The sequence below is a fragment of the Streptomyces sp. MBT53 genome, assembly GCF_016654115.1.
Classification (GTDB): Bacteria; Actinomycetota; Actinomycetes; order Streptomycetales; family Streptomycetaceae; genus Streptomyces.
In genome coordinates this window covers 26,032-48,220 of sequence record NZ_JAEQAZ010000032.1, presented here as the reverse complement: position 1 = coordinate 48,220, position 22,189 = coordinate 26,032, and the positions used below count along the sequence as shown (strand labels likewise).

Here is a 22,189-nt window from a genome sequence, read left to right as displayed (position 1 = left end):
CGACGTCCGGTCGACGGCGCGTGAAAGCGGGCTCGACCCGGCGGGCGGACAGGCTCAGCGCCCCGCCGCTTCCTTCCGCAGCCGGACGCTCACCTCGTGCACATGCTCCGCCGCGGAGATGTCGACCTCGGCCCGGTCCGAACTCAGCGCGGTGAACAGCCGGGCCACCTCCTGAGCGAAGCAGGCCGGGCTGCTCGGATCGTCCTCCGCGCCGCCGACGGCCTCCGACTCGACGAAGAAGTCGACGGCCTCCGCGCTCCGCCCCTGGTCCACGAGCACGACCGACAGCAGCCGGGTGGACATGAAGAGCGTCAGCGGGTCGTCACCGGCGCGGGACCGCCAGATCCCCTCGCGCAGATCGGTCTCCGCCGCTGTCAGATCACCGCGGATGAAGCCGAGCCAGGCCCTGATGTGCCGGGTCTGCGAGGGCAGCGCCGGGTCGTCGCCCAGGTCCGCCGCCGCGACCGCGTGGTCCGTGACCCGCTCCAGTTCCCGCTGATGCGCGGGCCCGGCGAAGAGCCCGCTCGACGCGATCACCGACAGCGCGGCGACGACGATCTGCGAGGCGCCGGGGATGTCGCGCAGCACCCGGGAGAACACCGCGACCAGCAGGGTGTGCTCGGCCAGCAGCCAGCTGCGTGCCTCGGCGGCGTCGGCGAACCGCAGTCCGGTCAGCGGCACGGCGAAGAGGTGGATGCTGAGCGAGCCGGCCTGCTCGGTCGCGCTCATGGCCTGGAGCAGGGTGGCGTGCAGGAACATCGTCAGCCGTACGAGTGCCGCCTCACGGTCCGCGGCGGGGTCCTCGCGGTCGGCGCGACGGGCGGCGAAGGCCCGTATACGAGTGCCGCCTCACGGTCCGCGGCGGGGTCCTCGCGGTCGGCGCGACGGGCGGCGAAGGCCCGTACCAGATCGTGGAACCGGTAGCGGTCGGCCGAGTGCGGTTCGAGCAGTCCGGCCTCCACCAGATGTTCCAGCTGGTCCTCGGTCTCCGCCTCCGGCTGGTCGAGCAGTACGGCCGCGACCGCGACCGGGAAGTCCGCGGCGTCGAGCAGTGCGCACAGGCGCATCGCCCGGGCCTGTGCGGGGGCGAGGGCCCGGTAGCCGACCTGGAAGGTGGCCTCCACCGATATCCCTCCGGCCCGCAACTCGTCGAGCTGGTGCTCCTCGGCGCGCAGCCGCAGCAGCTGCGCACCGAGCCCGCGCCCCGGACGGGCCGCCGCGCGGGCACCGATGATGCGCAGCGCCAGCGGCAACTGGCCGCACGCGTGCACCAGTTCCAGCGCGAGGTCCGGGTCGGCGGCGATCTCGGCGTCGCCGGTGAACCGGCCCAGCATGGCCACCGCCTCCTCCTGATCGGGCAGCGGCACCTCGAAACGCGTCGCGCCCGGCGGCACGAGCGACCGGTGCCGGGTCGTGATCAGCGCGGAGTTGCCCGGTGTGCCCGGGAGCAGCGGGGTCACCTGGGCGGTGTCGGACGCGTTGTCGAGGAGCACCAGGATCCGGCGGTCGGCGGTCAGGGTGCGGTAGGCCCCGGCGCGGGCGGTGGGCGTCGCGGGGATCTCGGCGGCGGGCATGCCGAGCGCGAGGAGGAAGTCGACCAGTACGTCCGCGGGATCGGCGGGCTGCCCGCCGTCGCCCCGCAGATCCACGTAGAGCTGTCCGTCCGGATAGTCGCCGCGGATGCCATGGGCGAAGCGCAGTGCGAGCGCGGTCTTCCCCACCCCGCCGATACCGCTGAGCACCGCGAGCGCCACGGCTTCCCCGCTGGGCCGCAACGCCAGCCGAAGCCGCTCCCACAACCGCTCCCGCCCGACGAAGTCGCCCGGCGCCGGTGGCAGTTGCTGCGGTCGGACACCGGCCGGGGCCTCGTCGGCAGGTGTGGTCGTCGCCCGGTCGGTGTCAGGGGCGGCGCCCGATTCCTCGCTGCCCGGACGCGACTCCACGGGGTCGGGCTCGGCGCCGGCGAGGATGCGGGACTGCAACTCGCGCAGTTCCGGGCCCAGGTCCATGCCCAGTTCGGCAACCATGGCGTCGCGGGCCGCGGCGTAGACGGCCAGGGCCTCCGCCGCCCGCCCGGCGCGGTGGAGGGCGCGCATGCGGAGCGCGTACAGGTCCTCCCGCAGGGGATGGTCGGCGATCAGCGCGATCAGTTCCGTCGCCACGCGTGCGTGCTCACCCAGTTCGTCGGCGCAACCCAGCCGCGCCACCTGGGCGTTCAGCCGCAGCTCGGCGAACCGTCGGCGGTGCCGCTGGGCGTAGGGACCGGGGACACCGGACAGCGGCTCCCCCGACCACAGTGCGAGCGCGGCGTCGAACGCGCGCAGCGCGGGGCCGGTCCGCCGGGCGGCCCGCAACTCCTCGCCGTCACGGATGAGCCGCTCGAAACGCAGGGCGTCGACCGCCCGCTCCGGGATGTCGAGCCGGTATCCGCCCTGCGTGGTCTCCAGCCGGGAACGCTCCTCGCCCAGCGCGAGACGGATGCGGTAGACGTACGTCTGCACCGAGCGCACCGCGTTGCCGGGCGGCTCCTCCCACAGCGCGTCGATGAGGTCGTCGAGACCGCACTGCCGCCCTTCCGCGAGCAGAAGCCGGACCAGGACCGCGCGCTGCAGCGGACTGCCGAGATCCAGTGGACGCCCGTCCTGGCGACCGCTCAACGACCCCAGCAGCCCGAACTCGTGCCCCTCTACCGCCGTTGCCACCTGGCGGATTCTAGCGGCCCGAAACCCCCTCATCTGCGCGTCCTCGATGCCCAGGAGTTAGGGTGCTGATGGCTCGCAAAGGGGACACGAGGGGGCTCGCGTTGGATCGCGCGGCAGGAGAGGATCTGGAATCCGGCCCGGACCGGTCTCCGGCGCGTACGGTGCTGCCCCCGTCGCTGCGCCCCCGGCTCGCCCTGATCTCGGTCCTCGCCGCGCTGGTGGTCGGCGCGCTCGGGATCCTGTTCGCCGGGCACAGCGCGCCCGGCGCGGTGGACAGGTGGATCTTCCCGCCGACCTCGGACAGTGTGGGTCCGCCGTGGCGCCAAGTCGCCCTGGTTCTGGACTTCTTGGGGGAACCCGCGGGATCGGCGATGGTGATCGTGGCCTGTGTGGTGGGCTGCCTGCTGGTGCGGCGTCCCCGTGCGGCGGTGCTCGTCCTGGTCGGGGCCGGTGCGACCGTGGGGACGACCACGTTGCTCAAGCACGTGGTCGGACGGACCATCCACGGCCCCGGCAACCTGTCCTACCCGAGCGGGCACACCGCCTTCGCCACCGCGCTCGCCCTCATGGCGGCACTGTTGGCGACGGACCGGCTCGGCCTGGGCAGGACGGCCGGTACGTCGCTCGTTCTCACGGCGGGACTGGTGGCCGGCGCGATCATGGGCTGGGCGGAGGTCGGTCTTGGCGCGCACTACCCGACCGACGCCCTCGGCGGCTGGTGCACCGCGCTGGCGGTGATCCCGGCGTCCGCGTGGCTGGTCGACCGGACCGCCGACCGGCTGGGTGATCGGTCGGCCGGACGGCCGGGCCGTCGGTCACCCGACCGGACGGCCGACGCCGGTCGGCGCGCGCCCCGCTGACGTCACCTCACGCGAGGCGGCGGAACACCGGCTTCACCGCTCGTCCGGCCAGCCAGGGGTTGGGGTCGGCGGCGTCCAGTGCCTTGCGGTACACCGCGCACGCCTGGGCCACCACGTCGACGGTGCGGTCGATGTCCTCGTCGTCGAGGGCGCTGCTGACCACGAAGGACGGGGCCAGTACTCCGCCCGCGAGGAGCCGGCGCAGGAACAGGGTGCGGTACTGCTGCGACGGCTGCAGGTTCTCGTCGAGGGTGGCGAAGACCAGGTTGCTGGCCCGGCCCCGGACGACGACGTGGTCACCGACGCCCATGGCCTCCGCGGCGTCGCGGACACCGGCGGCCAGCCGTTCGCCGAGGGAGTGCAGCCGCGCGGTGATGCCCTCCTCGACGTAGGTGGTCTGCACGGCCATCGCGGCCGCCAGGGAGTGCGTCTCGGCGCCGTGCGTGGTGGAAAGGAGGAACACCCGGTCGCTGGTGGAGTCGCGCAGCCCGCCCCGCTCCATCAGGTCGCGGCGGCCGGCCAGCGCGGAGACGGCGAACCCGTTGCCCAGCGCCTTGCCGAACGTGGAGAGGTCGGGGACGACGCCGTAGAGGCCCTGGGCGCCCGCCTCGGACCAGCGGAAGCCGGTGATCATCTCGTCGAAGATCAGGACGCAGCCGTGCCGGTCGGCCAGTTCGCGCAGGCCGGCGAGGTAGCCGGGCGGGGGCTCGGTGTGGGTGGCGGGTTCGAGGATCAGGCAGGCGATCTCGTCCGGGTACCGGGCGAGCATCTCCTCCGTGGCGGCCAGGTCGCCGTAGGGGAAGGACGCGATGAGTTCGGTGGTCGTCGACGGGATGCCGGCGGACATCGGGGTGGTGCCGATGAACCAGTCGTCGACGGAGAAGAACGGGTGGTCGGAGCAGAGTGCCACCCGTGAGCGGCCGGTGGCGGCGCGGGCGAGGCGTACCGCTGCGGTGGTGGCGTCGGAGCCGTTCTTCGCGAACTTGACCATCTCGGCGGTCGGCACGGTGGCCAGGAAGCGTTCGGCGGCCTCGACCTCCACGATGGACGGCCGGACGAAGTTGCTGCCGCGGTCGAGTTCGCGCCGCACCGCCTCGATCACGCGCGGGTGGGCGTGACCGAGGCTGACCGACCGGAGGCCGGAGCCGTACTCGATGTATCGGTTGCCGTCGACGTCCCACACGTGGGCACCGCTGCCGTGGCTGATGACCGGGGCCAAGTTCTCGGGGTACTGGTCGTCGCCCTTGGCGTAGGTGTGAGCGCCCCCGGGGATCAAGGCGTGCAGCCGCTCGTTGGCTGTCCGCGACAGGGGCAGGTCAAGCACTTCGGTGTCCACGAGGACCTCAGCTTTCTCTGTGCTTCAGGACCTCGGCGAGGCTCGGTGCCTCTCGGTCCCGTTGGGACATCAGCGCAACCGGCAGCGGCCAGGGAATGGCCAGCTCCGGGTCGTCGTAGGCGATGGTCACGTCCTCGGTCGGATCGTGCGGGCGGTCGATCCGGTACGAGGTGTCGGCGATATCGGTCAGTGCCTGAAAACCGTGCGCGCATCCCGCGGGAATGTAAAGAGTTGGTTGTGATTCTCCTGTGAGATCAAAAGAAGTCCAATGGCGGTAGGTCGGTGAATCCGGACGCAGGTCCACGACGACGTCGAAGATCCGCCCGTACGAGCACCGCACCAACTTGGCCTCGCCCGCGCCGGATCGCAGGTGCAAACCGCGCACCACGCCCCGGACCGAACGCGACAGGCTGTCCTGGACGAAGGCGTCCGGGTCGAGGCCCACCGAGCGGACCACGTCGGCGTCGAACGTGCGGCAGAAGAAGCCGCGTTCGTCGGTGTACGGGGTCGGTTCGAAGAGGAACGCGCCCGCGATCTCCGGGACTTCGGTCGCTTTCATGGAGCCTTCCGGGAGGTGTGGCCGGTCGCGGGGAACACGGCCGCGGTCAACGAGCTGAACTGGTCCTGCAGTTGGCGGGCGGCGGCCTGGTTCCGCTCGGTGAGGGTCGCCCGCAGTTCGGGCGATCGCTTCTCCAGCACCCGGAATTGCTCCAGCAACCGGTCGGCGTCGACCTCGCGCGCCGGGTGGCAGTACGCGCCGAGGCCCATCCGCTCCATGAGCGCGTCGCTCTTCGCCGCGTAGCTGAGCGCGAGCGCCGGCGTTCCGGTCTTCAGCGCGCAGATCAGGTTGTGGTACCTGACCGCCACCACGGTGTCGGCGGCCGTCATCTCCTTCATCAGGTCGTCCAGGGACGTCGGTTCGGCCGCGGTGACCAGCGGGGAGTCCACCGCTTCGAGGATCGCGGCGACCACCGTCGCGTCGCACCGGTCGCCGGTGAGCAGCCGGATCGGCCTGCCCTCCTCGACCAGGGTGCGGACGAACCGGATCGTGCCGTCGAGATAGCGGCCGTAGATCTCGTCGGCGCGGGCGCGGTCGTCGTTGCCGCCGTGGAAGTCCATGACGCCGACGCAGACCGTGCCGGGCACGTCCGAGGGCGCGTTCGCGGGCGGTGACGGGAGGGAGAACGCGAGGTCCGGGTAGACCTCGTCGCGCGCGGTGTCCACGCCCATCGCCCGCATCGCGTCCCGGGACTGGGCGTCCCGGTAGGAGCGGTAGGCGGCCAGGCGGCCCGACCAGCGGACCAGGGCGCGGGTGGGCCGGTTGCGGATCTCGGCGGCGCCGACGCTGACCAGGGCGACCCGGGTGCGTGTCAGCTTCCCGCTCGCGCAGAGCAGGAACAGCGAGTACGGGAAGCCCCAGGGCCGGAGCGGCAGGGTGGCTTCCAGGACGCCCATGCCCGGCACGATCACCACGTCATGGCGGCGTACCCAGGCGGCGGTGCGGAAGATGTCGACGAACTTGCCCAGGCCCTTGGACGCGATCGAGCCCAGGCGGGACGCGGTGCGGTACTCGGCGCGGTTCCAGTGCATGCGGGTGGCGGGGATCCCGAACCGGGCCGTCACCGCCTCGGGGCCGCCGCACAGGGCGTCCACGACGGCGTCCGGGTGGTCGGTACGGAGGTAGCCGAGGACGGCTTCGAGCGAGCCGTCGTTGCCGAGGTTCCCGGAGCCGAGCAGGCCGAACACCCCGACGCGCACCGGCAGTTCGGGCGCGGAGGTCATGCGTGCCTCCCCTCGCGGCCGGCGACGAGGGCGTCCACGGAGACCGTGAGCTGGGACGGGTCGACCGGGGCACGGTCCTCGACCCGCTCGCCGGCGCCCGGGCGGACCCGACTGGTCATCCAGGAGGCCAGGTGGCGGTAGCAGGCGCGCCGGTCGGCCGGGGACAGCGGTGCCCGCCGGATCGCGGACGCGAAACCCCAGATGTACTCGGCGAGCAGCCGGGGCGTCGGGTGCAGCGCGCCCGCCCGGCGCGGGTCCAGGTTGACGCAGCGGGCGCGCTTGGAGGGATTGGCGCGTTCGGCGCGGGTGGGGTGGTCGCGGCGGAAGTAGAGGAGTTCCGGGACCTGGTGGAAGCGGCCGTGCAGGGTGATCTCGGCGACGAACGTGCGGTCCGCGTGGTGGTAGCTGTCCATCGGTTTCACCCGGCGCAGCACGTCGGCGCGTATGACTCCGTAGAAGTCGTCGCCGCCCGGCTCGAACAGCAGGCTGCGGAAGCGTTCCGGCGCGCTCGGGGAGCCGGTGGCGAGCGTGTACTCGTACGGGACCGTCACCTGGCCGTCGCCGTCGATGACCGCCTGGTCGGTGTGGGCGAGGATGACGTCCGGCCGCTCGTCCAGGGCCTCTATGCAGCGGGTCAGCAGGTCGCGGCCGTAGAGGTCGTCGTGCGAGGCCCACTTGAACAACTCGCCGCGGGCCTCGGCGAACACGTAGTTGTGGTTCGGGGTGGCGCCGATGTTGCGGGGCAGCCGGAGGTAGCGGATGCGGGAGTCCTGCGCGGCGTACTTGCGGCAGATGGCCTCGGTTCCGTCGGTCGAGGCGTTGTCGGAGACGACCAGTTCGAAGTCCTCGTAGGTCTGGCCGAGGAGGGCGTCGAACGACTCGGCCAGGTACTCCTCGCCGTTGTACACGGGCAGGCCGATGCTCAGCCGCGGTCGGTCGGTCATGAGGTCCTCACTTCGGGGATGGGTTCGCGGTGGCGCTCGCGCAGGGCGGAGCGCAGTTGCAGCCACCACACGGCCGAACCGCTGATGGTCGCGGCGGCGACGCCCCAGGCCGAACCGGAGGTGCCGCCGATGGCCGCGCCGCCGAGCCCGCCGCCGACATAGCAGGCGGAGGCGAAGAGCTGGCAGCGCAGGCTGCGCCTGGCGGCGCCGAGCGCGCGCAGTCCGGCGGCGGCGCCGGTGCCGAGGCCCGCCCCGGCGACGCTGAGGGTGATCTGCACGATGAGGTGCGAGGAGGAGCGCCAGACGTCGCCGAGCGCCAACTCGCCGAGCCGGTCCGGCATCAGCAGCAGGGCCGAGCCCCAGAGCAGGGCTCCGGTGGCCTGTCCCCCGCCGAGGTAGAGGCAGAACCGGCCCAGCCGTTGCGGGGCCTGCCGCAGCACGCGGGCCGCCTCCGGGACGGTGACCAGCGAGAGCCCCATCAGTACGGCGAGGAAGGGGCCGAGGAGGAGTTCGGCACCGCGCACCGCGCCCACCGCGCTCACTCCGACGATCACGCCGAGGCCGTACGCCCGGAGTTGGCTCGCGCCGCTGAGGCTGACGTTCTCGACCAGGTACCGGTAGCCGAGGTCACGCTGTTCGCGCAGCCAGCCGCGTGCCTGTGCCATCCGGGGCCGGATGCCGGACTGGATGCAGCCGTATCCGGCCGCGACCGTGGCGGACGCGCCCCAGGCGAGCACGAAGGCGGCCACCGTGTCGACATGGGCCGCCACCACCATGGCGGGGATCAGCGCGACGCCCCACACGATGTCGTTGACGAACGCCTTGCGCCCGTCGCCCGCGGCGAAGAACGAGAACCGCCAGGCGTCCTGGAGCAGCAGCCCCGGCATCATCAGACCGAGGGCGGCGAAGGCGGGCCCCACCCGGCCGCCGAGGCCGAGCCCGGCCGCCAGGCACAGCACGCCGAGGGCCGAACCGACGCAGAGCGCGGTACCCGTCGAGCGGGCCACCGCCCCGCGCCAGGACGGCTCCGGCACTCCGCTGAAGCGGACCACGAGCGGGTCGGTGGCCAGGCCGCGGGAGACGTTGAGCACCACGCCGTAGGTCACCCAGGCGAGGCTGAACACGCCGAAGGCGGTGACCCCCAGCGAGCGGGCCACGTAGATGCCCACCGCGAAGTTGCTGATGCTGGAGGCCGCCTGGTCGGCCAGCCCCCAGGAGAGCCGGCCGACGAGGGCCCGCTTGGCGGACCGCACCGGTGCCGCCTTCTCCCCGTCGGTGGTCGTCGATGTCATGTCTTGATCAGTCCGGCCTCGTGCAGGGCGTCGGCCGCGCCGGCGACGGTGTCGAAGGGCAGCCCGGACCGCTGGGCGACGTCCAGCAGACTGTGCTCGCCGTCGGAGAGGTTTAGCACCCAGAGCATGGCCATCTGCGCCTGCTTGGTGTCGCTGCGCCCGCCGAGCGCGTCGTACAACCCGCGCCGGCCCAACTGCGGTTCGCCGTAAGGGCTGAGGTTGAGGTACCGCCGGTTGCGGTCGAGAACGGCGAACGCCTCGCGGCAGACCGCGAGGGTGTCGGTCATCGCCTCCGGGGAGACGAAGTCCGGGTTGTCCGCCGAGGTGTGGTACTCGGGGTAGCCCGCGTACGGGGTCCGGCTGAGCGAGCCCACGCCGAGGTTGAACCCGGGTGAGCAGTACTGCCGCTCGTCGTAGCCGTACGGCGTGAACTCGTTGATGTGGTGCGGGCGTTCGGACGCGGCGAGTACGTGTTGCAGCACGCGGTCGATCTCCGCGTCGCCGCGTCGGCTTTGTTTGTACGTCAGTTGACCCGAGTCGCCCGCGCAGGCCAGCACGAGGCCGTGCTTGACCCGGTCGATCCGGTCCGCGTTGCGGGCCAGCCAGGTGATCGCCCCGATGGTGCCGGGCGCGTAGATGAACCGGTAGGTGTAGTACGGCGTTTGCTCGGCCAGCGCGCGGGCCAGGAAGGTCGCCACCGCGATGCCGGCGAGGTTGTCGTTGGCCAGCGACGGGTGGCAGGTGTGGCAGGAGACGATGACCTCGTCGGCCACCTGTCCGGGGACGACGTGCTCGGCGTAGGTGAGGTGGCCGTCGGCGAGGGTGGAGTCGACGTGCACCTCGTAGTCGCCGTCGGGCAGCGCGTCCAGGGTCTCCTGGGACAGGCAGAATCCCCACTCCGGCTTGTAGTAACTCGTGCGGTACGGCACCCAGTTCGGGTGGTCCGGCAGCGTGTGCAGGTGTTCGCGCAGCTCGGTGAGCGGCATGGTCTTCGACACCGGGACGCTGTAGCCGAGTACGTGCAGGCTGTTCGCGGCGAAGTCGACGACCCGCCGGCCCGTGCCGTCGGCGATGTACGCGTCCCGGATGTTCCACTCCTGTGGAACGGTCCAGTCGAGCACCTGCGTCCCGGTCGGCACCTCGTGCACCTGCAACGGGACGTACTCGCCGACGATGTCCAGGGTGGCGCGCACCCCGTCGCCGGTGATGCTCCGGCAGAGCGGGTACAGCCGCTCCACCAGTGCGTGCATCTCCTCGCCGACTTGGGTCATCGGCGCCACCGCAGGGTGTCGTCGACGGTGCCGGCCTCGGAGGCAGCCTTGAGCACGGCGAGGCGGGTGAAGCGCTGCTCGAAGTCCTCCCGGGTCAGGTCGAACTTCCGGTAGGCGTCGGCGAGTTCGAGGGCGCCCTGCTTGACCGTCCACTCGCAGTCGAAGTCGGGGATCGCGGTGCGGAAGCGGGAGAAGTCCACCCGGTACGAGCGCGGGTCGGCGCCGTTCTCGCCGGTGATGACCACCTTCGCGCCGGACACCGCCTCGGCGACCTGCTCGGCGATCTCGGCGACGGTGACGTTGTTGACCTCGCTGCCGATGTTGAACGCCCGGTCGTGGACCGCCTCGCGCGGCGCGGTCAGCGCGGCGGTGAAGGCGCGAGCGATGTCGGCGGCGTGCACGAGCGGGCGCCAGGGGGTGCCGTCGGAGAGGACCAGCACCTCGCCGGAGAGCAGCGCGTGGCCGACCAGGTTGTTGAGCACGATGTCGGCGCGCAGGCGGGGCGAGTAGCCGAAGGCGGTGGCGTTGCGCATGAACACCGGGGTGAAGTCGTCGTCGGCCAGCGCGTGCACGTCGTCCTCGACGCGCACCTTCGACTCGGCGTACGGCGTCACGGGGCGCAACGGGGCGTCCTCGGTCACCAGGTCGTCGCCGCCCGAGGCACCGTAGACGGAGCAGGTCGACGCGTACAGGAAGCGGCCGACTCCCGCGTCGCGGGCCAGCTTTGCCAGCCGTACGGACGCGTGGTGGTTGATGTCGTAGGTGAGTTCCGGGGCCAGCGAGCCGAGCGGGTCGTTCGAGAGCGCGGCCAGGTGGATCACCGCGTCGAATCCGGCCACGTGCTCGGCAGTGAGGTCACGCAGGTCCACCCGCACGCCGGGCGGGTCGGCGGGCTGCGGGCCGAGGACGGAGTCGGCGAACAGGCCGGAGTCGAGGCCGAAGACCTCGTGTCCTGCGGCGGTGAGGACGGGTGCCATCACGGTGCCCAGATATCCCTGGTGTCCGGTCAGTAGTACGCGCAAGGTGTTCAACCCCCCAGGTTGAGCGTGAGTTTGGTGACGGCGAAGGCCTCGGCGTAGCGCGCGTGGCATTCGATACCGCGGATCCGGGCGAGGCCGAGGAAGGCCTCCCGGTCGTACCACGGGCGGTGCCGCTGCGAGGGGTAGTGCTCCTGCAGCAGCCGTACCTTCTGTTCGGCGGTCTCGGTCTCCAGCGGCTGGTAGGCCGCAGGGCGGCCGAGGTCGCCGTCCCACTTGACGATCTCGTAGCCGAGCACGAGGTGGTCACGGAACGCCGTGGTCATCAACTGCGCCAGGCCGCGGTGGTCCTGGTGGGCGTCGTCGGTGCGCGGCGCGAGGACCAGTTGCGGCTCGGTCTGCGCGCGGAGTTCCTCGACGGCGGCCTTGGCCTCCTCCCAGTGCGCCGGCAGGCGGCCGTCCGGCAGTTTGTGCACGGTCAGGCGCAGGTCGGCGCCCGGGCAGAAGGCGGAGAGCGCGGCCTGTTCCTCCTGCTCGCGATCGGTGCCGCCGCCGGAGAGCACCAGTGCGTCGACGCGGATGCCGGGCCGCGCCTGGCACAGGGTCAGCAGGGTGCCGCCGGCGCCGATGGCGATGTCGTCGCAGTGGGCGCCCACCGCCACGATCCGGTCGAGCGGACCGGCTCCGAGCCTGATCACGCACGCACCCCCGCGCTGTCCCGCTCCCACAAGGCCCACGGGCGGTCGCCCCGGGTGTAGGACTCGTCGAGCGCGGCACGCTCCTTCACGGTGTCCGTCGGCTTCCAGAAGCCGCGGTGCTGATGCGCCACCAGCCGCCCCTGCTTGGCGAGTTGGGCGCATCCGTCGGCGACCAGGTCACCGTTCTCCGGTATGTGGTCGAAGACCTCCTGGCGGAGCACGAAGTAGCCGCCGTTCTCCCACAGCGGCATGTCGCTCACCGCGGTGATACCGCCCACCAGACCGTCCTCGCCCAACTCCACGCAGTGGAAGGAGGATTGGGGCGGTACGACCATCATCGACGCGCCCGCGTCGCGCTGGGCGAACTTGTCGATCATCTCCGGCAGCGGGGCGTCGGTGAGCACGTCGGCGTAGTTGGCGAGGAACATCTCGTCGCCGTCGAGGTGGTGACGCACCCGGCGCAGTCGCTCACCGATGGGCGACTCGATGCCGGTCTGCGCGAAGGTGATCGTCCAGTCGGCGATGTCGGTGGAGAGCAACTCGGTCTGGCCGCCGCGCAGGACGAAGTCGTTGGACACCGTCTCCTCGTAGTTGAGGAAGAAGTCCTTGATGTGGTGGGCGCCGTAGCCGAGGCAGAGGATGAACTCCTTGTGCCCGAAGTGCGCGTAGTAGCGCATGACGTGCCAGATCAGGGGTCTCGGCCCGACCATCGCCATGGGCTTGGGGACGTCGTCGGAGGTTCCGTTGCGCATGCGCATCCCGTAACCGCCGCAGAACAGGACGACCTTCATGCTGTGACCTCTTTCGACCGCTCGACCTCGACGATGCTCAGTTCGGGGATGGGGAAAACGAGCCGGCCGCCCCACTCGTGGACGTAGGCCAGTTGCTCGACCAGTTCGGCCCGCAGGTTCCACGGGAGGACGAGGACGTAGTCCGGTTTGTCGACCGCGATCTGCTCGGGCGGGAGGATCGGGATGCGGGTGCCGGGGGTGAACCGGCCGTGCTTGTACGGGTTCCGGTCGACCGTGTACGCGAGCAGGTCGGGGCGGATGCCACAGTGGTTGAGCAGGGTGTTGCCCTTGCCGGGGGCGCCGTAGCCGACGACCGTCTCGCCGCGGTCGGCCGCGTCGATGAGGAACCGCAGCAGATCGCGGCGGACCTTGGCGACCCGGGCGGAGAACTCGGTGTACCCGGCCAACTCCTCCAGCCCGGCGGCCTTTTCGCGGGCCAGTACGTCGGCCACCCGCTGCGAGGGCTCCCCCGCGACCTCGGCCGGGCGGGACCACAGGCGGATGGAGCCGCCGTGCGTGGGCACCAACTCGACGTCCACCAGCGTGAGTCCGCCGCTGGCGAGGGCCCGGATCGCGGAGGCGACCGTGTAGTACTGGAAGTGCTCGTGGTAGATCGTGTCGTACTGGTTGTCCTCGATCAGGGTCAGCAGGTGCTGCACCTCGATGGAGACCCAGCCGTCGTCGGCGACCAGGGCGCGCAGGCCCTGGGTGAAGCCGACCACGTCGGGGATGTGCGCGTACACGTTGTTGGCGACGACCAGGTTCGCCGGGCCGTGCTCGGCGCGGACGGTCGCGCCGGTCTCGGGGCTCAGGAAGTCCGTGAACGTGGGCACACCCGCCTCGCGGGCCGCGGCGCCGACGTTCACCGAGGGCTCGATGCCCAGGCAGCGGATCCCCCGGTCCACCACGTGCCGCAGCAGATAGCCGTCGTTGCTCGCGACCTCGACCACGAAGGAGTCGGTGCCGAGGCCGAGGCGGTCCACCGCGCCCTCGACGAACGTGCGCGCGTGCTCCACCCAGGAGGTCGAGAAGGAGGAGAAGTAGGCGTACTCCTTGAACGTCTCCTCCGGCGTGATCAGCGGCGGTATCTGCGCCAGCCAGCAGTCGGTGCAGACCCGCAGATGCAGCGGGTACGCCGGTTCCGGCAGGTCCAGTTGGTCCGCGGCGAGAAAGCTCTCACACGGCGGTGTCGCCCCCAGGTCGACGACGCTCGCCGTCGCTTCCGAGCCGCAGAGTCGGCATCGTGTCATGTGCTCTCCCCATCCCCCCTGCCCGCGTGGGTGTCCCCACCGCGAGCCAGTGCTGACCGTCCCGCGATCGCGGTGCGGTACTCCTCCAGCAGGCGCTCCAGGCCGACGGCCGGGCTGAATCCCTGCTCGTAACGGTGACGGGCCGCCTCGCCCATCTCCCGGTTGCGGTCCGGGTCGGCCGCGATCCGGCGGATGCCGGCCGCGAGCGAGGCGGCGTCGCCCGGCGTGTGCAGCAGCCCGGTGACGCCGTCCTCGACGAGTTCGACGAAGGCGCCGTGCCCTGCGGCGACGGTCGGCACCCCGGCCGCCATCGCCTCCACGACCACGAGGCCGAACGCCTCTAGCCAGGTCGAGGGCGCGACGACGGCGACGGACCGCGCGATGGCCTTGCGGCACTCCGCCGGGTCCAGCAGGCCGACGTAGCGCACGTCGTCGCGGCCGGCCGCCCAGGAGACGACCTCTTTCTCCAGCGGCCCGGTGCCGGCGATCGCGAGCGGGACGCCGACACCTCCGCCCGCCGCGATCTCGTCCCACGCGGCCATGAGCAGCCGTACGCCCTTGGCCTCCGCGAGCCGGCCGAGATAGAGCAGCTGCTCGCCCCCACCCTCCCGGCGGATGTCCGGTTCGGGGACGAAGTTGTGCTTCACCGCGAGGCGTTCGGCCGGCATGCCGGAGGTCACCAGGACGTCGCGCTGCGCGGCGGAGATGCAGAGGAAACGCTCGACGCCGGTCCACCAGCGCTTCCGGTTGACCGACAGGCTGACCGCGAGCGGCACGGTGGCGAGGCTGGAGTTGCGGTAGCAGCCGTGCCGGACGGCGGGCAGCGGGGTCGAGCCGACGCACTCGGTGCACGGCCGGCCGTCCCGCTGGAGGGTGCCGGGCGGGCAGACCTGCGTGTAGTTGTGGAGCGTGGCGACAGCTGGCACTCCGGCGTCGGCGCAGGCGGCGAGGACCGCGGGCGACAGGAGCGGGAACACGTTGTGGACGTGCACCACGTCCGGTCGCTCGGCGCGCAGCTTGGCCGCCAGCTCCTTGCGCACGGCCGGGTTCCACGGCACCAGGAGCGGCACCGCGACCTTGCCGAGGAGGGAGCGTCCGCCGATGTCGTCACTACGGCGCTCGAACAGCTCGACCCGGTGGCCGGCCGCGCGCAGCAGCTCCACCTCCTGGTCGACGACGTTGTTCTCCCCGCTCGGCTGCGCCGAGTTGTAGCGGTTGTGCACCACGAGGACGTGCATGCTCAGTTCACCTCCGAGCCACGGGCCCAGCGCGGGACGTGCCGTCGAGGGGCCTCGGACTTCGCGAAGGTCTTCGAGAGAGGCTTCGCGAGCGGCCTGCCGAGCGGCTTCCCCGGCTGCGTCGACAGCGGAGCGGCCTGGGCGGGTGCCGCCAACAGCGAGGCGGCCAGGGCCAGATGGAGCAGATACGGCGAGGCGTCGCCGAGGCCGGCCTCGGTGTACGAGGCGATCGCGCAGTAGCTGATCAGGAAGATCGCGCGGGCCCGCTGGAGCGAGGGCGGGCGCAGCAGCGCGACACTGCCCAGCACGACGATGATCACCGCGACGAGAGTGACACCGACCAGGCCCTGCTCGTTGTAGACGGCCAGCCAGCTGTTGTCGATCGGCAGCCCGCCGAAGGACTTGTCGCCGAGGCCGACGCCGAACAGCTGCTGCGCGGTCGACCGGGGCTCTGCCAGCAGGGCGTTCCAGACCTTGGCCCGGCCGGTGAGACTGGAGAAGTTCTCCTGGCTCTGTCCGCGCAGGAACCAGGTCTGCAGCGCGGAGGCGAAGCCGACCGCGGCCACCACGGAGATCAGCACCGACCAGCTGAAGAAGCGGCGGGCCGCTGCGCTGGTCAGGATGAGCGAGCCGATCGCCAGCGTCAGCCCGAGCAGCAGGCCGAGCGTGGCCGTCCGGGTGTGGGTCAGCGCGAGCAGCACCAGCGACGGCACGATGACCAGCACGGCGCTGGTCCGGTCGGTCCGTCTGCCGATGACGAGCAGCGCGGTGAGCCCGATGATGACCGCCGCGTACTGCCCGATCTGGGGCGGGGTGAGCGGCCACAGCGCGCCGACGAGGCGTCCGCCGTAGAGGTCGGGCAGGGCCTTGCCCGGGGAGACGAGCAGGCCGAGGGCGACCGAGCCGAGGACCGCGAAGTAGGCCCGGATGTGGTACCGGACGAACGTGAGGCTGCCGTCCCACCAGCGGCTGAGCAGCCACAGGGTGCCGACGAAGAGCGTCAGCCGGAAGCAGCGGAACAGCGCGCCCATCCCGGACTCCAGGCTCGCGCTGGAGATCACGCTGGACACCAGCAGCAGGCTGAGCAGCAGCACGTAGGCGCTGGACCTGATGCGCACCCGCTGGTTGACCAGGAGTGCCAGGCCGAACGCGGCGACCAGCGAGCCCATGGTGACCATCTGGATGAGGGAGCGGGGCAGCGGGACGATGGTCTTCGCCCCGGCGGAGCCGAGCGTGTTGAGGACCAGCAGCCCCCAGACGAGCCCGACGATCTTCGGTGTGCCGGCCGGGCGCGGTGCGGCGCCGGGCGGCGTCTGCGCCGGGTCCGGTCCGCGCGTCGAGTTCTCGCTCATCTCAACCACCTGCCTGGAGGTCGAGGGTGCTGCCCTTGTCCTGCTGGTACGGGGCGGTCTGCCACTGGCCGAAGTCGAGCACCTTGCTCTGGTCCTCGGCGACGAACTTCCACGGCCCGACGTAGACGTTGTCGTGCCAACTGTTGTGCTGTTTCTCGGTGATGGCGTCGGCCACCCCTTCGCCGTGGTACGGCGACCAGTCCGGATAGGTGCCGTAGTTGGAGAGCACCCCCATGCGGTCGCACATCTCCGTGCACTTGACGACGGACTCGTCGAGCACGAAGCGGTTGTCGTGGATGTCCACCCGCTGGGTCTTCCACCGGCAGTCGGAGAAGAGCGGTGCCTTGGTGATCGCCGGCCGCACGCAGCTGCTCGTCTTCTTCACCAGCAGGGTGCAGTCGCCGGACGAGGTGTTGGCGGGGCTGTTGCAGAACCGGTCGGCGTTCTCCCAGAGGGTGATCCCGGACCAGTTGTTCTCCAGCACGTTGCCGTAGATCTCGATCTTGTCGGTGCGGGCCGGGACCCGGGGTTCGCCGCCGGACTCGGACAGGTAGATCGTCGCGTACGGGAAGTTGTCGCCGCTGTCGGCCGCCTTGCGGCCCTCGACCCAGTTGTTGCGCCGGATCGTGTTGTCCTTGATGACCGCGTTGTAGCTGGTCTCGTAGATCAGTGCGGCACCGTCGTTGGCCTCGATCACGTTGTTCTCGATGAGGAAGTCGTTGTTGTTGGTGTCCGCCCACAGCCCGGCACCGCGGTTGTCGTGCACCCAGTTCCCGCTGATGTCGGCGCCGTTGACCTCCCAGAACTTGATGCCTCCGGTGCAGCCGCAGCCCTTCTTCTTCCGCTCCCAGTCGCCGGTGTTGTTGCCGACGATCTCGTTGCCCTGGACCACCAGGCCGGTGAGGGGGCCGTTGCCCTTGTAGGCGTTCATGCCGTACTGGCCGTTGTCGCGCAGGCAGTCGGCGCGGACCTGCTGGCGGGCGCCGGCCATCAGTCCGGCGCCGGAGTTGTCCTTGATCGTCGAGTGCTCGATGACCCATCCGTCGGCCGAGTCGTGGTTGACGACGCCCTCGTCCTGAGGCGCGACGAATCCCTGCACGGTGAGATAGCGGATGGTGACGTCGGCGGCGTTGCCGGTGAAGGCGTACTGGTTGACCTTCTTGCCGTCGAACACCGCGCCGGGCGCGCCGATGTAGTGGTCTCCCTTCTTGGGGATGACCTGGGCGAAGCGGTCGTGTTCCAACCTGTGCGTGCCCGGCTTGAGCCAGAACGTGGTGTTCGGGGGGCTGTTCTTGGTCTTCGTCGCCAGGTCGCCGACCACCTTGGGGTCCACGGTCACCGCACCGGCAGGCGCCTTCGCCGGTCCGGCGGCGGGGTTGGCGCACACCCGGGCCACGGACCGGGCGGCGGACGTGGCCGTGGACGGCGCGGCGCTCGGCTTCGTCGTGGCCGGGGCGCTCGACGCGCTGTCGCAGCCGGTCGCCGTCAGCAGGATCAGCGCCAGCGGTGCCACCGCCGACGCCCAGTGCCGTCTCATGTTCCGCACTCGCCCCCCTGGCCGCGGAACCCGAGCACGGTGGTGAACCCGTCCGTGCCGTCGGCGGAGCCGGTGCCGATCAGCGTGGTGGTGGGTTCCTTGCGCCCGAATCCGGCGGAGTACCAGCCCAGCGGCGGTCCGCTCTCGCCGCGGTGCGCCTGCCAGGACAGTTGCTCCGGCAGGTCGAGCACGGCGGAACGCCCCTCGCCGTCGCGGATCCAGGTGAGCACCGCGCGGTGTCCCACCAGGTCCGCGGCGATCTCGGGTCCGAGGTGGAACGCCAGCCGCACGTCCCGGCGCGGGCCGCCGCGCACCTCGTCGACGATCCTCAACTCCTGCCTCTCGGCGGTGAGTTCCACCCGGCGGCGGTGCACCGAGCCCTGGTAGCCGTCGTGCTCGGCGGCCCAACGGGCCACCCCCGCACCGGAGTTGTCCACGTCCAGCACGCGGGTGCGGGCGTGCCGGGTCCACAGGAACGGGCCGCCCGAGACCGACTGGTCTCCGCCGTCCAGCTGGAGGGTGTTGTGGCCGAGGGTCGAGCGGAAGTACTCCCGCCACTCGGGCTGCCCGTGGTAGCAGTACGTCCCCGGGTCGGCGAGCACGTCGATGCCGTCGTGCCGTACCTCCACGGACAGCGCGTCGGCGTGGGCGTGCGCGGCGATGGACAGGAAGCCGTGCGGACCGCCGTCGCAGCGGCACCAGATCTCCTCCGGACCGCGCAGGACGGTGAGCCCCGCGTCGGCGAAGCGGTCGGGCCTGGTCGCCGGGCGGGCGGTGCCGTCCTTCGCGTACGGCCTGATGAGCGCGGCCAGCAGCGGGGTGCGCACGTCGGTGCCGGTGACCGCGGGCCACCAGTCGAGCCGGCCGAACACGGCCTCGCCGGTGGCGAGGAGCGAGCCCCAGCGGTCGGTGCCCTCGCCGTCCAGGATCAGGCCGAAGCCGTCGTCCGCGTCCCCCTGGCGGGGCGGTCGCAGCCGGTTGTCCACCACGGCGGCGAGCGCGTCGGTCATCCGCAGCAGCACCAGCCGGAGCGAATCGGGCACCGGCACGTCGGCGGCGTCGGCCTCGGCCAGTGCGGCCAGGCCGAGTTCCAGGACGAGTCCGTGGTACTCGGTGGCCAGTTCGCGGTTGAGACCGGAGTCGAAGGTGTTGGCGCGCAGCTCCCGGTCCAGCGACCGCAGCGCTTCGGAGCGCCAACGCGCCGACGAGGAGAACCAGTTGAAGGCGCAGGCCGCGGCGAACTGTCCGGCGGTCTCGGCGATGACGTGGTTGTTCGCCGAGGAGCCCCGGCTGGGGAAGGCGGCCAGCCAGCGCTGGTGGTGCCAGATCTGGTTCAGGGCGACCGGGTTGTCCTCGAACAGCTCGGCCGCGCCCTCCCAGCCGTCGAGCAGTCGGCGGATCCACACCCAGGACAGCAGCCGGATGCCCAGCTCGATGCCGCTGATCCAATGCACGCCGGACAGCGGCGGGTTGGCCTTCCACCACGACCGCAGGTGCGCGGCGACACGCTCGGCGTACCGCTCGTCCCCGGTGGTCGCGTAGGCGGCGGCGAGGACGGTGAGGTACTGGTGCCGGGACGGCTCCCAGATCTGCTTGATGTCCCCGGCCGACTCCTCGTCGCGGTACGGCACGTCGAAGGCGTAGCCGGACGGGGCCCGGCGCCCGGTCTTCGGGTCGTAGGACCAGTCCGGGTCGGTGAGGTCGTCGCGGACCACTCCGAAGAACTCGGCGTGCCCGGCCATGAGTTGGTCCGCCTCGGCTACAAGGCGTTTCACGGCGTCCGGCGGCACCGCGGCGGCCGTGCCCGCGGGCAGGACGGCGGTGAACCGGGCGCCGGTCACGCTCGGGGAGTCGGGCCGCGCCGAACGCCACCGCCGTCTGCGCACGGTGTCGCCCGCCCGGCCCGCGATCTCGCGCGGGCCCATCCGGGAGAGCCGGCGCAGGTACCAGCCCGCGCTCATGGTCATGGCGTCCTCGCCAACGTCACCGGAGCACCGGCGGCCAGACCGGTGCCCACGGCGAGGGTGGCCGCCGTGGTGGCGACCAGCGACTCCAGCGGCACCGGCATGGGTCCACCGGTCCGAACTGCCTTGACGAACGCGGCGAGTTCGGCGTTCTGCCCCTTGTCCCGGGCCTTGGGCAGCCGCGAACTGACCCACTTCTTGGGGCCGTGGACCGAGGCACGGACGAAGTCGTCGAGCCGCAGCACCTTGCCGTCCCCGACCAGGTCCAGGGTCTCCTTGGGGAAGCCGGAGGCGCCGGTGGTGACGTAGCTGATGGTGGCGGTGGATCCGTCCGGGTAGCGCAGGACAGCCTGGAGGTCCTCGTTGCCGGGCGCGGCCGTCGCGTACACGGAGACCGGGTCGGCGTCGAGGAGCCAGCTCGCCGTGTCGATGAAGTGGCCGCCCTCACCGGCGAACCGCGAGCCCTCGGCGCCCTGTTGGAGGTACCAGCTGCCGTGCTGGAGCTTGCCCGCGTTGACGAGGTAGCGCAGGTTCGCCGGACCGGTCCGGGCGCCGAACCGCTCCTTGGCCTCCGTCAGCAGCGGTGCGAAGCGGCGGTTGAAGCCGACCTGGAGGCGGTCGTTGCCGGACTCCTCGACCGCCGCGAGGACGCCGGCCAGCTCGTCCTCGGTGAGGGCGAGGGGCTTCTCCACGAACACGGTCTTGCCTGCGAGCAGCGCCTGCCGGGTCAGTTCGGCGTGCGAGCTGTGCCGGGTGACCACGAACACGGCGTCGACGGACTTGTCGCCGAGGACGGCGTCGAGGTCGGTGGTCGCCTGGGCGAAGCCGAACTTCCGCTGCGCGTTGGCCCCGGAGAGCGCCGTCGTGGTGACGACGGTCGCCAGCTCGACGCCCTCGCGCCGGGCCAGGTGCGGCAGCAGCATCGACGTCGCGTAGTTGCCGGCGCCGACGAACGCGAGACGCACCGGAGTCTTCGCGGACCGGGCCTGGGCGGACACCTTGGTGGCGGCAGGCACCGCGGGCACGGCCACCGACGGGGCCTCCGGCTCCCCCGCCTCCTCCGTCTGCTCGGGGTAGCGGAACAGCACGGCGACGGCCTTCAACTCGCCGTCTTTCAGGCGCTGGTACGTCTCCACGGCGTCGTCGAAGTCGGCGATGTGGGAGACCAGGGGCTCCACGTCGACGCGGCCGCGGGCGACGAGGTCGAGGAAGCAGGCCAGGTTGCGGCGCTCGGTCCAGCGGACGTAGCCGATCGGGTAGTCGCGGCCCTCCAGTTCGTACGACGGGTCGTAGCGGCCGGGGCCGTAGGAGCGCGAGAAGCGGACGTCGAGTTCCTTCTCGTAGTACGCGTTCCAGGGCAGGTCGAGGCGGCACTTGCCGATGTCGACGACCCGGCCGCGGTCCCGTGCGAGGTGGGCGGCCAGCTCGACGGGCTGGTTGCTGCCGCCGCCCGCGGCCAGGAAGACCTGGTCGACGCCGTGGCCGTCGGTGAGTTCGGCGACGGCCGCTTCCACGGCGGCGGAGGCGGGGTCGCCGCAGGCCGCGGCGCCGAGGCGCTCGGCGAGTTCGCAGCGCGCCGGGTCCGGGTCGGCGCCGACCACGCGGACTCCGGCGGCGGTGAGGAGCTGGACGACCAGCTGTCCGATCAGGCCGAGGCCGATGACGAGGGCGACCTCGCCGAGCTGGGGCTCGCCCTGGCGGACGCCCTGCATCGCGATCGAGCCGACGGTGCCGAAGGCGGCGTGCTGCGGCGCGAGTCCTTCGGGGACGGGGGCGTAGAGGTTCTTCGGCACCCAGTTCAGCTCGGCGTGCAGCGCGTGCTCGTTGCCCGCGCAGGCCACCAGGTCGCCGACCTTCACGTCGTCGATGCCGGCGCCGACCTGCTCGACGACCCCGCACAGCGAGTAGCCCAGCGGGGTGTAGGAGTCGAGCTTGCCCATCACCTTGCGGTAGGTGGCGGGCAGTCCGTTGGTGGCCACGCTCTGCATGACCTTGGCCACCTGGTCCGGCCGGGAGCGGGCCTTGCCCAGCATCGACATGCCGGCCTCGGACACCTTCATGAGCTCGGTGCCGGTGGATATCAGCGAGTAGGCGCTGCGCACCAGCACCCCGCCCGGCTTGCACCCCGGTACCGGAACGTCGAGCACCGCCAGCTCGCCGCTCTTGTAGTTCTGTACAACCTGCTTCACCAGAAC

General features: G+C 71.6%; 18 protein-coding genes. 1 reads left to right on the top strand and 17 read right to left on the bottom strand.

Going from position 1 to position 22,189, the window contains the following annotated elements:
- Positions 1–54: 54 nt before the first annotated feature.
- Positions 55–759: a hypothetical protein gene (locus JHN45_RS52955; RefSeq protein ID WP_234467941.1), complete on the bottom strand. Its 705-nt coding sequence runs from the start codon at positions 757–759 to the stop codon at positions 55–57.
- 2 nt (positions 760–761) lie between these two features.
- Positions 762–2,702, bottom strand: a complete 1,941-nt coding sequence (locus tag JHN45_RS14650; protein WP_307783108.1) for a BTAD domain-containing putative transcriptional regulator — start codon at positions 2,700–2,702, stop codon at positions 762–764.
- Positions 2,703–2,770: 68 nt separating this feature from the next.
- Here JHN45_RS14650 and JHN45_RS14645 point away from each other — a divergent pair, with 68 nt between their 5' ends.
- Complete coding sequence (locus JHN45_RS14645; protein ID WP_201049276.1) at positions 2,771–3,562, top strand: phosphatase PAP2 family protein; 792 nt, start codon at positions 2,771–2,773, stop codon at positions 3,560–3,562.
- 7 nt (positions 3,563–3,569) lie between these two features.
- On the opposite strand, the gene JHN45_RS14640 is transcribed toward JHN45_RS14645, so the two are convergent.
- The 15 genes from JHN45_RS14640 to JHN45_RS14570 are packed head-to-tail and all read right to left on the bottom strand — an operon-like array spanning position 3,570 to position 22,183.
- The gene (locus JHN45_RS14640) at positions 3,570–4,898 is read right to left on the bottom strand and encodes a glutamate-1-semialdehyde 2,1-aminomutase (RefSeq protein ID WP_200710453.1); all 1,329 of its coding nucleotides are present in this window, start codon (positions 4,896–4,898) and stop codon (positions 3,570–3,572) included.
- 7 nt (positions 4,899–4,905) lie between these two features.
- Positions 4,906–5,457: a dTDP-4-dehydrorhamnose 3,5-epimerase gene (gene rfbC / locus JHN45_RS14635; protein ID WP_200710454.1), complete on the bottom strand. Its 552-nt coding sequence runs from the start codon at positions 5,455–5,457 to the stop codon at positions 4,906–4,908.
- Entirely contained in the window at positions 5,454–6,680 is a 1,227-nt protein-coding gene (locus tag JHN45_RS14630) for a polysaccharide pyruvyl transferase family protein (protein WP_201049275.1), read from the bottom strand. The genes rfbC and JHN45_RS14630 overlap by 4 nt, the downstream gene beginning before the upstream one ends.
- Positions 6,677–7,624 (bottom strand): glycosyltransferase family 2 protein, encoded by a 948-nt coding sequence (locus tag JHN45_RS14625; protein ID WP_201049274.1) that lies wholly within the window; start codon positions 7,622–7,624, stop codon positions 6,677–6,679. Before JHN45_RS14625 ends, JHN45_RS14630 begins: the two co-directional genes overlap by 4 nt.
- Positions 7,621–8,916: a hypothetical protein gene (locus tag JHN45_RS14620; RefSeq protein WP_201049273.1), complete on the bottom strand. Its 1,296-nt coding sequence runs from the start codon at positions 8,914–8,916 to the stop codon at positions 7,621–7,623. The genes JHN45_RS14625 and JHN45_RS14620 overlap by 4 nt, the downstream gene beginning before the upstream one ends.
- Positions 8,913–10,196 carry a DUF4910 domain-containing protein gene (locus tag JHN45_RS14615; protein WP_374195616.1) on the bottom strand — a complete coding sequence of 428 codons (1,284 nt, stop codon included), beginning with the start codon at positions 10,194–10,196 and terminating at the stop codon, positions 8,913–8,915. Before JHN45_RS14615 ends, JHN45_RS14620 begins: the two co-directional genes overlap by 4 nt.
- On the bottom strand, positions 10,184–11,209 hold the full coding sequence (locus JHN45_RS14610; RefSeq protein ID WP_201049288.1) for an NAD(P)-dependent oxidoreductase: 1,026 nt from the start codon (positions 11,207–11,209) through the stop codon (positions 10,184–10,186). Before JHN45_RS14610 ends, JHN45_RS14615 begins: the two co-directional genes overlap by 13 nt.
- 5 nt (positions 11,210–11,214) lie before the next feature.
- Entirely contained in the window at positions 11,215–11,862 is a 648-nt protein-coding gene (locus tag JHN45_RS14605; RefSeq protein WP_200710459.1) for a PIG-L deacetylase family protein, read from the bottom strand.
- On the bottom strand, positions 11,859–12,653 hold the full coding sequence (locus JHN45_RS14600; RefSeq protein ID WP_200710460.1) for a sugar phosphate nucleotidyltransferase: 795 nt from the start codon (positions 12,651–12,653) through the stop codon (positions 11,859–11,861). Before JHN45_RS14600 ends, JHN45_RS14605 begins: the two co-directional genes overlap by 4 nt.
- Entirely contained in the window at positions 12,650–13,903 is a 1,254-nt protein-coding gene (locus JHN45_RS14595; protein WP_200710461.1) for a class I SAM-dependent methyltransferase, read from the bottom strand. The genes JHN45_RS14600 and JHN45_RS14595 overlap by 4 nt, the downstream gene beginning before the upstream one ends.
- Positions 13,900–15,141, bottom strand: a complete 1,242-nt coding sequence (locus JHN45_RS14590; protein WP_200710462.1) for a glycosyltransferase family 4 protein — start codon at positions 15,139–15,141, stop codon at positions 13,900–13,902. Before JHN45_RS14590 ends, JHN45_RS14595 begins: the two co-directional genes overlap by 4 nt.
- 2 nt (positions 15,142–15,143) lie before the next feature.
- Positions 15,144–16,493, bottom strand: a complete 1,350-nt coding sequence (locus JHN45_RS14585; RefSeq protein ID WP_201049271.1) for an O-antigen ligase domain-containing protein — start codon at positions 16,491–16,493, stop codon at positions 15,144–15,146.
- Position 16,494: 1 nt separating this feature from the next.
- Positions 16,495–18,030, bottom strand: a complete 1,536-nt coding sequence (locus tag JHN45_RS14580) for a right-handed parallel beta-helix repeat-containing protein (RefSeq protein ID WP_200710464.1) — start codon at positions 18,028–18,030, stop codon at positions 16,495–16,497.
- On the bottom strand, positions 18,027–19,997 hold the full coding sequence (locus JHN45_RS14575; protein ID WP_201049270.1) for an alginate lyase family protein: 1,971 nt from the start codon (positions 19,995–19,997) through the stop codon (positions 18,027–18,029). Before JHN45_RS14575 ends, JHN45_RS14580 begins: the two co-directional genes overlap by 4 nt.
- On the bottom strand, positions 19,994–22,183 hold the full coding sequence (locus tag JHN45_RS14570; RefSeq protein ID WP_201049269.1) for a bi-domain-containing oxidoreductase: 2,190 nt from the start codon (positions 22,181–22,183) through the stop codon (positions 19,994–19,996). The genes JHN45_RS14575 and JHN45_RS14570 overlap by 4 nt, the downstream gene beginning before the upstream one ends.
- Between the last annotated feature and the right edge of the window lie 6 nt (positions 22,184–22,189).